Here is a 14,823-nt window from a genome sequence, read left to right as displayed (position 1 = left end):
TTGAATAGGTGTTGTTATTATTTCTTAGGCTTTGCACCCATATAAAAGGTGAGTGTTGATCCATCCGTAATCGCTTTATGTTTTAAAATAAAATCAGTAATGGTTTTTCCGTTTAATTGTACTTTTTGAACGTATACATTTTGTGCACTTTGATTGATGACATTCACCTTAAATTGGTTTCCGTTTTCCAAAGTTAGCGTTGCATTGTCCACTAGAGGAGATCCAATTGAGTATTCATCAGAGCCCGGAGCCACAGGATAAAATCCTAGAGAGGTGAAGATATACCAAGCACTCATTTGGCCACAATCGTCATTCCCGCCCAAGCCATCTGGAGTTGGTTTGTATTGCATATCAAGAATCTTTCGAACTTGTGCTTGTGTTTTCCAAGGTTGTCCTGCCCAATTGTATAGATAAGCAACATGATGTGCCGGTTCGTTTCCATGTACGTAACCACCTATTATTCCTTCTCTTGTGATGTCTTCGGTATGTTGAAAAAAAGAATCTGGTAAATGCATACTGAATAATTTATCCAAACGGTTTGCAAATGTTTTTTTACCACCCATCTTAATTATTAAAGTGGCAGGATCTTGGGGTGCAAAAAAGCTGTAGTTCCAACTGTTTCCTTCAATAAATCCTTGTCCTTCCGTACTCATAGAGTCAAATTCCTTTTTAAAAGTTCCATCGGCCATTTTGGGCTGCATGAATCCTGTAGTTGCGTTGTAATTGTTTTTCCAATTTTCAGAACGCTTTAGAAATTCATTATATACAGCTGTCTTATTTAGTTTTTTGGCAATTTGTGCAATACACCAATCATCATAAGCATATTCTAAGGTATTCGAAACAGAAACCCCACTTTTTTCCGCAGGAATATAACCCAAATCTATATAATGGCCTATGCCTTCATAATTGCGTTGATTTGCTGTTGTAATGCAGGCTTCTAGCGCTTGGTTTTCATCACCATTAAAAACTCCTTTTATGATGGCATCTGCAATAACAGATACACTGTGATATCCACTCATGCACCAATTGTCATTGGAATAATGAGACCAAATAGGCAACATATGCAAAGCACTTTGATCATAATGTGCCATCATCGATTTGACCATATCGTTATTTCTGGACGGTTGTATAATGTTGAAAAAAGGATGCAAGGCTCTGTAAGTGTCCCATAACGAAAACGTACTATAATTCGTAAACCCATTTGCTTTATGTATGCCTTGATCCAGTCCTTTGTATGCTCCATTTACATCAGTATATACCGTTGGGTTGATGAACGTATGATACATTGCGGTATAGAAATTAACCTTTGTATCATCTGATGCCGTAATGGCTATTTTATTCAATTCTTTGTTCCAAGAGGTTTGTGCTTGTGCTTTTACTTTTTCAAAATCCCAATCTTTGATTTCAGCCTGCATGTTTTCTAATGCATTTTCCTGGCTTACTGAGGATAATGCAAATTTTATTTTGATTTTTTCGGCTTCTTCCGTTTTGAAATCAAAATACATTCTTATTTTTTTTCCTGCTATTTCAGGAAAATTTTTTGTTTGATCGAATTTTCTCCAAAAACCTCTATATGCTTGTTTGTCATCATAATTTTTTTGACCGTATTGAGTAAATGGTTTAGAAAATGACATAGCAAAATACACCGTTCTTGTTCTAGCCCAACCATTGGTTTGACGGTAACCTGTAATTAAAGTATCGTTGACAACCCGTACAAAAGTCCATACATCTTTCTCGTCGTAATTATAAATTCCCGCCATCAAGTCCAGTATAATATGACTTTCATCCGATTTTGGAAACGTATATTGATGCATTCCCACTCGAGTGGTGGCGGTCATTTCAGCCAGAATGTTATCATCGTTCAGTTTTACTTTGTAATAACCAGCTTCTGCCACTTCATTAGCATGTGAATAAGTGGAGCGGTAACCGCTTTTTGGATTGGTAGCTGTTCCAGGATTCAATTGTAGCTTTCCTTGAGTTGGCATGATTAAAAAATCCCCTAAATCGGAATGACCTGTTCCGCTTAAATGTGTGTGGCTAAAACCAACAATGGTTTTGTCTTCGTATTTGTAACCGGCACAATATTTATAGACATCACCATTGTATTTTCCGTTGATTTCATAAGAGATGGTGTCTGTTTCAGGGCTTAATTGTACTGCACCAAAAGGAACTGTAGCGCCAGGGTAGGTGTGCCCCATTTTCTCTGTTCCTATAATTGGTTTTACATATTGAATTAAATTTTGTTGTGCTTGTGTAAAAAATGAAATGAACAATAAGGAGAAAAGAAATGTGTTTTTCATAGTCTGTTTTCTTGGGTGAATTGAAGGCGTTTTTTTTAAATATGGGATTCTTTTCCAAATCTATGGAATCCTATTTTTTTGAGCAACTATTAGTATATAAAAAAGCGCTCCTTTTCAGGAACGCTTTATATATAGTAAATCAACGAAATTATTTTTTATCAATCCATTTTTTGGCATTGACAAAAGCTTCATGCCAAGGCGAAACTTCATCGTTTCTGTCTTTTGGATAATGTGCCCAGTTCCATTGAAACGTAGAACGCTCAATGTGCGGCATCATAACTAAATGTCTTCCCGTTGTATCGCATAACATGGCTGTGTTATAATCAGAACCATTAGGATTAGCAGGATAACTGTCGTAACCATATTTTCCAACGATGTTGTAGTTTTCTTCTCCCATTGGCAAATTAAATTTTCCTTCACCATGCGAAACCCAAACTCCCAAAGTACTTCCTGCTAATGTAGATAACATCACCGATTTGTTTTCTTGAATCGTCACCGATGTAAAAATACTTTCGTGTTTATGACTGTCGTTATGCAACATTTTTCCGTGTACTTCATGCTCTGGATTGATTTTCTCTAATTCCATCAACAATTGACAACCATTACAAATTCCAACAGATAGCGTATCTTCTCTTTTGAAGAAATTATCTAAAGCTGTTTTTGCTTTTTCATTGTACAAAAAGGCTCCTGCCCAACCTTTGGCAGAACCCAAAACATCTGAATTGGAAAATCCTCCAACAGCACCGATAAACTGAATATCTTCCAGATTTTCACGTCCCGAAATCAAATCGGTCATGTGAACATCTTTTACATCAAATCCTGCTAAGTACATTGCATTGGCCATTTCGCGTTCCGAATTACTTCCTTTTTCACGGATAATGGCAGCTTTTGGTCTTGGTTTTGAATTGTCGATAACTGGTGCCTTTCCTGTAAAATGGGCAGGGAAAGTATAGTTTAAAGCTTGATTCTTATAATTATCAAAACGCGCTTTTGCTGTTCCGTTTTTGGCTTGTTTTTGATCTAACAAGAAAGAAGTTTTAAACCAGATATCTCTGTATTTGGCAATGTCTAATTGACAAGGTCCAAAGTTTAAAGTCGCCTCTGTAGTTACTGTTCCTAATTTGTAGAAAGCAACGCCATTTTTATTTAATGTATTCTCTACTGTTGCATCATCTTTGGCTTGGAATACAATTGCAATGTTTTCGGCAAAAAGATATTTGATAATGTCTTTTTCTTCAAAAACTGAGAAATCTATTTTAGCACCCAAATTTACATCTGCAAAACACATTTCTAATAAAGTAGTAATCAAACCACCACTTCCAATATCATGTCCGGCAAGAATATTGTCTCCTGCAATTAATTCCTGAATGGTGTTGAAGGCTTTTTTGAAAAAAGCAGCATCTTTAATAGTTGGCGTTTCATTTCCAATAGTATTCAGAATTTGTGCAAACGAAGAACCGCCTAATTTAAAGTCGTCTTGTGACAAATTGATATAATAAATAGAACCACCGTCTCTTTGTAAAACAGGTTCTACTACTTTTCGAATATCAGTACAGTTTCCACCAGCTGAAATAATTACCGTTCCCGGTGCAATTACTTCATCGTTAGGATATTTTTGTTTCATCGAAAGTGAATCTTTTCCTGTTGGGATATTGATTCCTAATTCGATAGCAAAGTCTGAACAACCTTCAACAGCAGCGTATAAACGAGCATCTTCACCTTCGTTTTTACAAGCCCACATCCAGTTTGCTGATAATGAAATGCCGCCCAATCCGTCTTTTATTGGAGCCCAAACAATGTTTGATAATGATTCAGCAATTGCATTTCTGCTTCCTGCAACCGGATCAATCAAGGCCGAAATAGGAGCGTGACCTATAGAAGTTGCAATTCCTTCTTTTCCTAAATAATCTAACGCCATTACACCACAATTATTCAAAGGCAATTGTAAAGGTCCGGCACATTGTTGTTTGGCTACTTTTCCACCTACACAACGGTCCACTTTATTGGTTAACCAGTCTTTACAAGCCACTGCTTCTAATTGCAGTACTTGTTCTAAATAAGTAGATATATTTTTTACACTATAGTCTAAAGCACCATAGTTGTAATCGATAGTCTTGTCTGTCATTACTGTTTTTGGAGAACTTCCAAAGAAATCTTCCAAAGCATAATCCATTGGTTTTGCACCGGTTGTTTTTGATTCGAAAGTAAAACGGTGGTCTCCGGTTACATCACCAACTTGGTACATTGGAGCACGTTCTCTGTCGGCAATGCGTTGTAAAACATCGATATCTTTTTTACCAATAACCAATCCCATTCTTTCTTGCGATTCGTTACCAATAATTTCTTTTGCCGAAAGGGTAGGATCACCCACAGGCAATTTGTCTAAATCAATTAAACCTCCAGTTTCTTCCACAAGTTCAGAAAGACAGTTTAAGTGTCCACCTGCTCCGTGATCGTGAATCGAAACAATTGGATTATTGTCACTTTCTACTAAACCACGAATGGCATTGGCAGCACGTTTTTGCATTTCCGGATTCGAACGTTGCACAGCATTTAATTCAATTCCTGAACCAAAAGCGCCTGTGTCTGCAGATGAAACAGCAGCGCCTCCCATTCCGATTCTATAATTTTCTCCACCAAGAATAACAATTTTGTCGCCTTCTTGTGGTTTGTGTTTGATAGCTTGATCTAATTTTCCATAACCAATTCCACCCGCTTGCATGATTACTTTATCATAACCAATTTTGCGGTTGTTTTCTTCGTGTTCAAAAGTAAGAAGCGAACCTGTGATTAAAGGTTGTCCAAATTTATTTCCAAAATCAGAAGCTCCGTTAGAGGCTTTTATTAAAATATCCATTGGTGTTTGATACAACCATTTTCTTTCTTGAACTGCATCTTCCCAAGGTCTGTCACCCTGAGCGGGGTCGATGGGCTTTAATCTGGAGTAAGAAGTCATGTAAACGGCTGTTCCTGCTAATGGCAAAGAACCTTGTCCACCAGCCAAACGGTCACGAATTTCTCCCCCTGAACCAGTTGCAGCTCCGTTGAAAGGTTCTACAGTGGTTGGGAAATTATGTGTTTCTGCTTTTAAAGAAATAACCGAATCAAATTCTTTTATTTCATAAAAATCAGGTTTGTCGGCAGTTTTTGGAGCAAATTGTTGCACTCTTGGTCCTTTTACAAAAGCTACATTGTCTTTGTATGCCGAAACAATATCGTTTGGATTTTCCTGAGATGTTTTCTTGATTAATTTAAATAAAGAAGATTCTTTTTCTGTACCGTCAATAACAAAAGTTCCGTTGAAAATTTTGTGACGACAGTGTTCTGAATTCGCTTGAGAGAAAGCAAATATTTCAGAATCGGTTAGTTTTCGGTCTAATTTAGTGGCTAAATTATCTAAGTATTCTACTTCTTCAGGACTTAAAGATAAACCTTCGGATTTGTTGTAAGCTGCAATGTCTTCAATGTTCAGAATCGCTTCCGGAAGTACATTGATTGTAAAAATATCTTGATTTAATTCGCTGTACTTTTGCGAAAGCATTGGGTCAAAATCAGTAAAATCAGCTGTTGCGTGGTAAAATTCTTCAATTCGAATGATACCTGAAATTCCCATATTTTGGGTGATTTCCACAGCGTTAGTGCTCCAAGGCGTAATCATGGTGGCGCGAGGACCAACAAAAAAATCCGTCAATACGGATTTTTCTATTTTATTTGAATTGGCAAAAAGCCAGTTAAGTTTTGAAATGTCTTGAGCCGAAATTTCGTTTTGCGTTTGTACTGCAAAAACAGTTTTGCTTTGGTTTTCAAAGAAATGGATCATCGTTGTTTAGTTTGTTGTATTGCGATGCAAATTTAGTTTAAATAAATAGTACGCACAAGTACGTGAAGAAAAGTCTTTTTAAAAAATTATTCCGGAAACGGCATACTCTGATATGCGCCTAAATCTGGCGGTAAAGTTCGCGTATTTCCGATAATATCTAACGGAATAGTATACGCCGAATCCCCTTTTGCGAAAGCGGGAGAACTAGCGTCAATATTCAATTTATTTTGATTTACGTTTAGGAATTTTGGGCTTTTGTTTAAAAGAATAGCGTTGTAATGCGCTGCATCCGTGTTGAATTGATAATCAGGATTTGTGGTAAAAGAATTGGATGCGTTGTCAAATTTTAGCAAACAATTATTGAATTGGTATTCAAAAGCAGCTCCTGTTTTCTTATTCAAAATCATCTCATTCGAGTAGGAACCATAAATAATACAATTATTGAATGTTGCTGCAGTTAAGTCTTTTACTTCGGGAATCGCTCCTGTTAGGTAATTGCTAATCGAAACGGCTACTTGATTGGAACTGGACCAGTTATTGTTGAATGTACAATGAGTAAACGAGTAATCACCGCCGTAAGAACAGGCTAAACCAGCCAAACCGGCATCGTTTATGACTATGTTTTCGCCTTTGATTTTTGCTGTTTGTGCCAGTATTCCATAATTGGTACTGTTGTAAATTCGTGTGTTTTTCAGGTTTACTGTCGTGCCGTCATTGTTTTGGATTAGTAAACCAATGGTTGCATTTTTTATGGTTAAGTGATTCAAATTATTATTGGTGCTGCCATCCGTTAACCAGATTGTTCCCCATTGTCCGGGTACATCTGCAAAATCAGGTTCTAATCGATCGCCTTCAAAAATGACTTCGTTTTCGAGTTTCTCTGTTGTAGAGGCGCTGCCATTTACCTGAATCGAAGCATTGTTAGCCACAATAAGTCCAGAATTGGCATGAAAATGCACTCTTGCGCCAGCATCAAAAGTGACTGTTTTTCCGGAAGGAACGGCTGCGTAACCATAAATCACATATGGTTTTTGATTGGTAAATTGAAGTTCATTCCCATTTACAGCGTCATTTTCGTCCAAATAAAAACCATTTATTGCTTCGTCTCCAATGGGAAGTGTTTCGGTGGTTCCATCTTCAAAACGTTTTGGATAAAGGAAAACGGCATCTTGAATTAAGGTTACCAATGCTACTTTTTGAAGATTATTTCCGCTGTCAAACTGTATTTCGTCGGTGTATAAAAAATCGGTTGGATTGGCATCTGTGATATTGGCTGTAGTTTCTATGAAAATGTACAAGCTGTCTTTGGCCAAAAGCGTTACATTATTGAAAATTTTTCCATCTGTTCCCTGCATTCCATCAACGGTCATTCTGTATTTTGAATTCAATCCTTTTCCTAATTGAATAGTTGGGATATTGATATCATTTTTACTGTGATTGTAAACTTTTAGTTTGTATGTACTCGAACCAATATTGGTGAAAACCGTATCTAAATAAACGGTATCTTTTGAAAATGCTAAATCGCCTGTGTTTGCTTCGGTCTCAAAATCACTACGGCAAGAGCAAAAAGTTAATAATAATCCTGCGAAAAACAGTAAAGTGATGGAGCGCATTTTTGATAGATTTTTTGTAAAAATAGGAAAAAACTAATTTGAATAATAGCGAATTAAGATTTTGGTCTTATAATAACATTTGTTTTGCTGTTTTCTAACTCATCTTTTCTTTAAATTTACATTTTTAAAGTAAAAAACATGACATTCGACAAAGAAAAAATCTTGGAATATTGCAATCAGGTTTCAAAAAACACCTTGATGCAAACACTAAATATTACTTATATTGATGCGGGCGAAGATTATTTAGTAGCCACTATGCCCGTGAATCCGTCCGTGCATCAGCCGATGGGATTATTACACGGAGGTGCATCTGTGGCTTTGGCCGAAAGTGTAGGCAGCGCAGCATCGATGTTGTATGTTAATCACGAACACAGTGAAGTTCGCGGTATTGAAATATCTGCCAATCATTTGAAATCAAAACGCGACGGAATGGTAACAGCAACTGCAAGAATAGTTCACAAAGGGAGAAGTATTCATCTTTGGGAAATCCGAATTGTTGATGAACGAGATAGTTTAATTTCCCTTTGCAAATTGACAAATATGGTTTTGCCTAGAAGAAAATCAGAAGATAAATAATGAAAATAATTGAAGCTAAAGTCCAAAATCAATTGGCACAACAACTTCCCTTCGTTTTGTATTGTAAGCCCAATTCAGAAGAAATAATTGGACTTTTTCAGCAAAATGATACTGTATATAAAGTCGAAGATTATACCGAAAAAGGATTTGTTTTTGCTTCTTTTGATGGAAATCAGACGTATATAATTCCTGAAAATCAATCGGAAATAATGCGCTTTGTTTGGGATAAAAAAGAGTTTTCCTTTCCGGAAAAAGAAGTTCCTGTTGCTGATGAATCAGAAAAAAAAGAGTTTGAGAATCTGGTTGCAAAAGGAATTCAGGGCATCAAAAATCAGGAATTCAAGAAAGTTGTTTTATCCCGAAAAGAAACGGTTGATTTAGTAGATTTCGATTTGGAAAGGACTTTTGAAAAACTGGTTCAATTGTATCCGACTACTTTTGTGTATTGTTTTTTTCATCCAAAGCTGGGAACTTGGTTGGGTGCAACTCCGGAGCAATTATTGAAAGCAAACGATTCGGTTTTTGAAACAATTGCTTTAGCCGGAACACAGAAAGCGAATGATTCCAGTGCTGTTATTTGGAAACAAAAAGAAAAAGAAGAGCAGCAGTTTGTGACCGATTATATTGTGAACAAGTTGAAAAATGTAGCTTCGGATGTTTTAGTTTCTGAGCCTTACAGTATTCAGGCAGGAAGTATCTGGCATATAAAAACGGATATTTCGGGTGTTTTTAATTTGGGTTTAAGTTTGCAACAAGTGGTTTCTTTATTGCACCCCACTCCCGCCGTTTGTGGTTTGCCAAAAGAAGATTCAAAGGCTTTTATTTTAGAAAATGAAAAGTATGACAGAACTTTTTATACCGGTTTTTTGGGTGAATTGAATAGTAGTTTGACAAATGAGACACAGAGTTCTGATTTGTTTGTAAATTTGCGCTGTATGCAGATTGTTGAAAATGAAGCTTTATTATACATGGGTTGCGGAATCACAAAAGATAGTATTCCGGAAAAAGAATGGGAGGAAAGCAGCAACAAATCGGTAACGATGAAGAAAGTATTGTAGCCGGAATGAGGTGCGATATTCAAGAAATTTTAAACGAGAAAATTAAACAAAATAAACAGATGAAATTAGATATACTCGCTTTTGGAGCCCATCCGGATGATGTAGAATTGGGTTGTGCCGGAACTATTTTAAAAGAAATCTCATTAGGTAAAACAGTTGGTATTGTTGATTTAACACGAGGAGAATTAGGAACACGAGGTTCGGCTGAAATTAGAAATCAGGAGGCTAATGCCGCTGCCAATATTTTGGGAGTTTCTGTTCGTGAAAATCTGGATATGCGTGACGGTTTTTTTGTAAATGATGAAAAGCACCAATTAGAAATCATAAAAATGATTCGTAAATACCAACCTGAAATAGTGTTGTGTAATGCGATTGATGATCGACATATTGATCATGGAAAAGGAAGTAAATTAGTTTCTGATGCTTGTTTTTTGTCTGGTTTGATGAAGATTGAAACAACATTGGATGGAACGCAACAAACCGCTTGGAGACCTAAATTAGTCTACCATTATATACAATGGAAAAATATAGAACCGGATTTTGTAGTTAATATTGATGGTTTCATTGCGAAAAAAACCGAAGCTATCTTGGCGTATCGTTCTCAGTTTTATGATGCCAATTCTAAAGAACCGGAATCTCCGATAACGAGTAAAAACTTCTTGGAAAGTCTGAATTACCGTTCCAGAGATTTAGGTAGGTTAGCCGGACTGGAACATGCGGAAGGTTTTACGGTAGAAAGATATTTGGCAGTCAATAGTTTAGGAGATTTGATGTAATTTTGCAGTAAATTTTTTTTAAAATTCTTTGCAAAAGCAAACATTTGTTCTATATTTGCAACCGCTAAGCAAATGGTGGTTGTAGCTCAGCTGGTTAGAGCATCGGTTTGTGGTACCGCGATTTTAAAAATATATTTTCCTTATAGTCCTTTTCTAAAAGGGCTTTTTTTATGCTCAAAATTCTAATTTCTATTGACTTACAATGATTTAGAAGAACGTGTATTTATTTAAAAGATGTCTGATTAATAATTTCAAATTTAATTAAATAACTCTTAAATATTACTGTTTTTTGACACTTTTTTGACACTTTTAATTTTAACTTATTTTAATTAGATTTTTTGATGCAAAGATCATTTGTGTTTTAGATCATATAATTTTATCCAAAGAAAAAAGAGAAAAAAAGAAAGCTGTACAAATTGAGGAAATGATGAACGAGAATGGAAGGAAGAATGACTGACTGAAAGTGAAGAATGAACTCTAAATTTGCTGTATTTTTTTTGTTCTAGAAAATGTTCTCGATAAGGTTAACACCCCCAAGCACCGCAGTAAAAAATGGAATTTTTATGGAATTTTTTATGAGGAGCGATGAGGCGGTGTTGCGGCAAATGACTAGCTACACTAGACCGAGAGTGAAACGTAGCTTTTGCGAAGTGGAAAGAAGGGATAGTAGCGTGAAACGTTGGGGAAATAATTAAAGATAGCGAAGCGTTCCTTGATTTAATGCAAAGTGCTAACGGAGCAAACCCCAATAGCTAGTCATAAGAGCAACCGCTGAAACAATAAAGGGCGAAAGACAATAATACTGCTGAATGTAGAGAAACGGAATGAAGCTGTATGTTGGATTGTTAGCCCTGACGAATGTATTGAGAGTGCGTGTGAAGACTGGGAACGCAGAAAACAAAAAAAGAGCTGCTATTTTTCTTAGCTGCTCTTTTTTTGGGTTCAAGTGGTCTGTGGAACGGAGCTTTTTTCAAGCGACTGGAACAGCCCAGCGGAACAAAGCAAACGATTGGAATGAGACCGCTTGATTGCTATAACAAAAACTAAAGGATTATTCATAAATTAGTGTACAGACTTTAAATTTCAATATTTTTATTTACAATTAAGGGTCATTCTTCATGCTCTACAAGATAATCATATCTTTTCGCTATATTAATTTCAATTTTATTTAAATTATTAACAATATTTTGGAATTGATAATTATCTGCAAAATCACTACTTCTAAGATCATATGAATTTACGTATTTATTTAATTCCGCTTTGAGCCATTTTCTTGTTTCTTCATTGTTTAAACTAGGGAAATTATCTTCATTCACGTTATCATTAATTGCATCAATTAAACCACTTATTCTTGATTGTATCCAAGTATATCTTTGGTCATAAATCTTTTGTCTAGAAATTCCAACATTCTTCATTGTATTAATAGGAAGTTGAGGAACATATTGATTAAATTGAGAATAACTAAAAGTTGTAAGGAGGAATAAACCTGTAAAAATTATTTTTTTCATAAATATTTTATTATTGTAATTTTATGATCAATGAGATATTTTTTAAATTAATAACCTCCATCATTTAAAGTTCTTGTTTTAATATTAAAAGCATTTGTATAATGATAGCCAGAATATGAACTCAATATCTTGTATTCCTCATTTTGAAGAACAAGAATTTCCCATAAACCTTTAGTCTTATCATAAATTAAAGCTTTAATTTCATGATTCTCATAAATACAATGGTATTGTGTAAATTCTGAGTTATCCTCATAAATATAAAATGACACATTAAAATTTGACTTCTTTAATTTTTCATTGTCATATGTGGTAACATTAAATTTCCAATAATCATATTTTTTTTCCCACTTTCTCCCAACACTATTCATATCGAAATGACTTTCAATTTCAACAAAAAAGCAAATGTCTCTAATAGTACTTTTATCTGTAGTTAAATTGTACACAAATGTAGTGCATGTGTTTTTTTTCTTTTGTGGTACTTTTTTATTTTTCTGAGCATTTGAAACTAATGATGATAATAATATAAAAAACCAAACAATTTTTTTAATATTTTTCATAATTTTTTTTCATTTTATTTATTAAAAGGTTATATCCACAACCTAATTAGATTTATCGAATATTATTTACCCATTCCATCGCATGAATCTTATTAATTTTAAAGCTATTTAAAATTAATAAACACGTAAAAACTATAAATATTACTACTTTATTTTTCATAATATATTTTTGAAAAACATTTATAATCATTATTTTGGATTATATTTTATAGGATGATCAAGTTTCTTATCAGTATTGCTGCATTCTGCTCTATTTTTTTTAAGTACCAATTAATAAAGAAAAATTATTATCAAAAATTTGGTATATTTTCTATAAAAGAGGTTTACAGATGTTTTTATTTGCTAGAAAATAAGAGGAATAGATGTTGTTAGTGCAGAAAATGCAATACCAAGAACGAAAACTTTAGTATGTACAGACATAAAAAATACTAAAATTAAATTTTCGATTAGACACTTTTTAATTATAATAGTAATTAACTTGAATTCCTTGAAATAATGAACTTATAGGCACGTTTTGATTATTATAGGTATAAGAAGTTTTAGATTGTATACCATTAGCATTAGTGTTTGAGATTATATTATTATTGCACATAAAAATGTTTCCCATTGGATTAATATCTTCATATTCTATAGGATTTTTCATATTGTCATATGTCATTGTTGTAAATGTTTTCCATTGATTTGAATTCACAGCTAAGTTTTCCATCTTTATAAGATTTCCATTGCTATCAAAAGTATATCTATCTTTACTACCGTCTGAAATATTTATTTGAGTTGTTAAATTTCCTATGTAAACATATGTTCTAGTTTCATCTGGATTGGATGCTCCTGAATATTTTGTAACGCTTGATACTACCTTATTATTACTATCACGTGTATAATTTGTTGTTATTGTTATAGGACTATTTTGAATATTATTGTAAGTGTAACTTGTTATTTTACCATTACTGTCTCTTATAAAAGTATGTTTTGTAGTAATGTTAGAACCCAGTGCTTCGTCATAACTAATTAAACTTCCATTTGCATCATAATTGTAATTTATACTGTAATTAGAACTAGTAATTTTTTTTAATTTTCCTTGAATAAGTGGATTACTTGAATCGCTTTCAGAAGAACAAGATTGTAACATTAGAAATATAATGCTTGATAAACAGATAATTTTTTTCATAATATTAATTTTGATTGAATAAGTAATTAACTTCATTTGAATTTAGTGCTCTATTATAAATTCTTACATCATCTATAACACCATTGAAATAATTATAGTTACTCCCTAAAAAATTATAATAATTACCACTAACGGTGCCGGATTTACCTATGAACATATTAGCACTATTTGGCCATAAAGAAAAATTGTTACCACCACTACCAACAGCACTTTCATTAATACCATTGATGTAATAATTAGTACCTAAATTACCATCTACAGTAAGAACTAAATGCACCCAATGATTTGATGAAGCCACCGAACTAGTATGAAGACCTTGTGACAATATAGTATTATTATATCTTAAATACCCCCCATATCTTATATTTTCAACTAAAGTATTAGCATCAAAATCTTGATAAAATAACCCCCAGTCACCAGATGTGCTAGCTGATTTATCAATTATAGATGCGGCTTTATTGGGACTACCAGTGAATTGATTTATTTTTACCCAAGCACTAATTGTCAATTGATAAGTTGAAGCAGAAAGGCTACTGGAATTAGGGACTGTTATATAACTACTAGAACCATTAAATGAATATGCTTTATTTGAATTCCCGAATCTGTCATTTGTTAACGTTGCATTTGTTACAATACCATTATTAGCATTACCACTAATATCATTTGAATTACCCGTAAAAGGATAATATGCAACTAAGCCAGAAATAATATCAGGTATTTGAGTTAATAATGTTAATTCATTACCATAAGCAGTTCCAGCACTATTTGTTGCATAAGCCCTCACGTAAAAAGTAGTGTTGGCTGTAAGTTCTTTTATATTACTGGTAAATAAACCTGCTCCAGTACCATCGGTTGTTTTTGTAGACAAAGAAATAGTAGGATTAGTATTTGTACTCCAACAAACTCCTCTTGCTGTTATTAAAGCTCCTCCATCATTAGAAATAACACCTCCTGAAACAGCAGTTGAACTAGTAATTAATGATAAAGCTGTTGAAGTTAATTTAGGAAGATTTATTATGCTTGTTGTAGTTATAGTGAACTCATTAGAATAAGTTAGTGAATTACCAACTGAATTATTTGAATATACTCTGTAAGTATAAGTTGTACCAGGCGATATACTAGTATCGTTATAAGTTGTGATGTCGGTTACTGAGCTTCCAACAACAGCATAAGTTCCTATGCCTGTTTTACGCTCAATCTTAAATCCTGTTTCATTGGTGGAGTTGTCTGTCCAAGAAAGATTAATTTGAGTTGTAGAAGCAAGAGTTACAGTTAAATTGGATGGGGCTACTGGTACAACTGATGTTGTAGAATTTCCATTAGAATCAGTATTGGTAGAGCAAGAATAAATCAATCCTATTAATAGTAATATTGTAATAATTTTTTTCATAAAATTTTTGTTTTTATAAATATGCTTATTTAAATTATTCCGAATGACAAACATAAA

General features: G+C 34.0%; 10 protein-coding genes. 3 read left to right on the top strand and 7 right to left on the bottom strand.

From position 1 onward, the window contains the following. Positions 1-17: 17 nt before the first annotated feature. From O6P34_RS14070 to O6P34_RS14060, 3 genes are all read right to left on the bottom strand, one after another. Positions 18-2,300 (bottom strand): GH92 family glycosyl hydrolase, encoded by a 2,283-nt coding sequence (locus O6P34_RS14070; protein WP_269685146.1) that lies wholly within the window; start codon positions 2,298-2,300, stop codon positions 18-20. A gap of 148 nt (positions 2,301-2,448) precedes the next feature. Further along, positions 2,449-6,120, bottom strand: coding sequence for a phosphoribosylformylglycinamidine synthase (gene purL, locus O6P34_RS14065; protein WP_269685145.1), 3,672 nt, complete (start codon positions 6,118-6,120; stop codon positions 2,449-2,451). 86 nt (positions 6,121-6,206) lie between these two features. Further along, positions 6,207-7,733, bottom strand: a complete 1,527-nt coding sequence (locus O6P34_RS14060; protein ID WP_269685144.1) for a hypothetical protein — start codon at positions 7,731-7,733, stop codon at positions 6,207-6,209. Between the two features lie 138 nt (positions 7,734-7,871). On the opposite strand from O6P34_RS14060, the gene O6P34_RS14055 reads away from it, so the two are divergent. Genes O6P34_RS14055 through bshB1 form a run of 3 tightly spaced genes read left to right on the top strand, consistent with a single transcriptional unit; the run spans position 7,872 to position 10,143 of the window. After that, positions 7,872-8,309, top strand: coding sequence for a PaaI family thioesterase (locus O6P34_RS14055; protein WP_269685143.1), 438 nt, complete (start codon positions 7,872-7,874; stop codon positions 8,307-8,309). Next, positions 8,309-9,367 carry a chorismate-binding protein gene (locus O6P34_RS14050; protein WP_269685142.1) on the top strand — a complete coding sequence of 353 codons (1,059 nt, stop codon included), beginning with the start codon at positions 8,309-8,311 and terminating at the stop codon, positions 9,365-9,367. The genes O6P34_RS14055 and O6P34_RS14050 overlap by 1 nt, the downstream gene beginning before the upstream one ends. 59 nt (positions 9,368-9,426) lie before the next feature. Continuing rightward, a complete protein-coding gene (bshB1, locus tag O6P34_RS14045) occupies positions 9,427-10,143 on the top strand; it encodes a bacillithiol biosynthesis deacetylase BshB1 (protein ID WP_269685141.1) in 717 nt (238 codons plus the stop codon). A 1,109-nt stretch (positions 10,144-11,252) separates the two neighbouring features. Here the strand turns inward: bshB1 and O6P34_RS14040 are convergent. The 4 genes from O6P34_RS14040 to O6P34_RS14025 all read right to left on the bottom strand — a co-directional run bounded on the left by O6P34_RS14040 (position 11,253) and on the right by O6P34_RS14025 (position 14,766). Then, positions 11,253-11,651: a hypothetical protein gene (locus tag O6P34_RS14040; RefSeq protein ID WP_269685140.1), complete on the bottom strand. Its 399-nt coding sequence runs from the start codon at positions 11,649-11,651 to the stop codon at positions 11,253-11,255. A gap of 47 nt (positions 11,652-11,698) precedes the next feature. Then, positions 11,699-12,208 carry a hypothetical protein gene (locus tag O6P34_RS14035; RefSeq protein WP_269685139.1) on the bottom strand — a complete coding sequence of 170 codons (510 nt, stop codon included), beginning with the start codon at positions 12,206-12,208 and terminating at the stop codon, positions 11,699-11,701. Positions 12,209-12,665: 457 nt separating this feature from the next. Further along, on the bottom strand, positions 12,666-13,376 hold the full coding sequence (locus tag O6P34_RS14030; protein ID WP_269685138.1) for a hypothetical protein: 711 nt from the start codon (positions 13,374-13,376) through the stop codon (positions 12,666-12,668). A gap of 4 nt (positions 13,377-13,380) precedes the next feature. Further along, positions 13,381-14,766, bottom strand: a complete 1,386-nt coding sequence (locus O6P34_RS14025; protein WP_269685137.1) for a LamG-like jellyroll fold domain-containing protein — start codon at positions 14,764-14,766, stop codon at positions 13,381-13,383. Positions 14,767-14,823: the final 57 nt, after the last annotated feature.

Source organism: Flavobacterium lacustre, from assembly GCF_027474525.2.
GTDB classification, from domain to species: domain Bacteria; phylum Bacteroidota; class Bacteroidia; order Flavobacteriales; family Flavobacteriaceae; genus Flavobacterium; species Flavobacterium lacustre.
Note: the sequence above shows the minus strand (reverse complement) of the source record. Positions and strands in the feature narration are given on the sequence as shown.

Bases quoted from the DNA above. Each gene is read 5' to 3' on its own strand.
- O6P34_RS14035 (WP_269685139.1), bottom strand. From the start codon at position 12,208: ATGAAAAATATTAAAAAAATTGTTTGGTTTTTTATATTATTATCATCA.
- bshB1 (WP_269685141.1), top strand. From the start codon at position 9,427: ATGAAATTAGATATACTCGCTTTTGGAGCCCATCCGGATGATGTAGAA.
- O6P34_RS14030 (WP_269685138.1), bottom strand. From the start codon at position 13,376: ATGAAAAAAATTATCTGTTTATCAAGCATTATATTTCTAATGTTACAA.
- O6P34_RS14070 (WP_269685146.1), bottom strand. From the start codon at position 2,300: ATGAAAAACACATTTCTTTTCTCCTTATTGTTCATTTCATTTTTTACA.
- O6P34_RS14055 (WP_269685143.1), top strand. From the start codon at position 7,872: ATGACATTCGACAAAGAAAAAATCTTGGAATATTGCAATCAGGTTTCA.
- O6P34_RS14025 (WP_269685137.1), bottom strand. From the start codon at position 14,766: ATGAAAAAAATTATTACAATATTACTATTAATAGGATTGATTTATTCT.
- O6P34_RS14040 (WP_269685140.1), bottom strand. From the start codon at position 11,651: ATGAAAAAAATAATTTTTACAGGTTTATTCCTCCTTACAACTTTTAGT.
- O6P34_RS14050 (WP_269685142.1), top strand. From the start codon at position 8,309: ATGAAAATAATTGAAGCTAAAGTCCAAAATCAATTGGCACAACAACTT.
- purL (WP_269685145.1), bottom strand. From the start codon at position 6,120: ATGATCCATTTCTTTGAAAACCAAAGCAAAACTGTTTTTGCAGTACAA.
- O6P34_RS14060 (WP_269685144.1), bottom strand. From the start codon at position 7,733: ATGCGCTCCATCACTTTACTGTTTTTCGCAGGATTATTATTAACTTTT.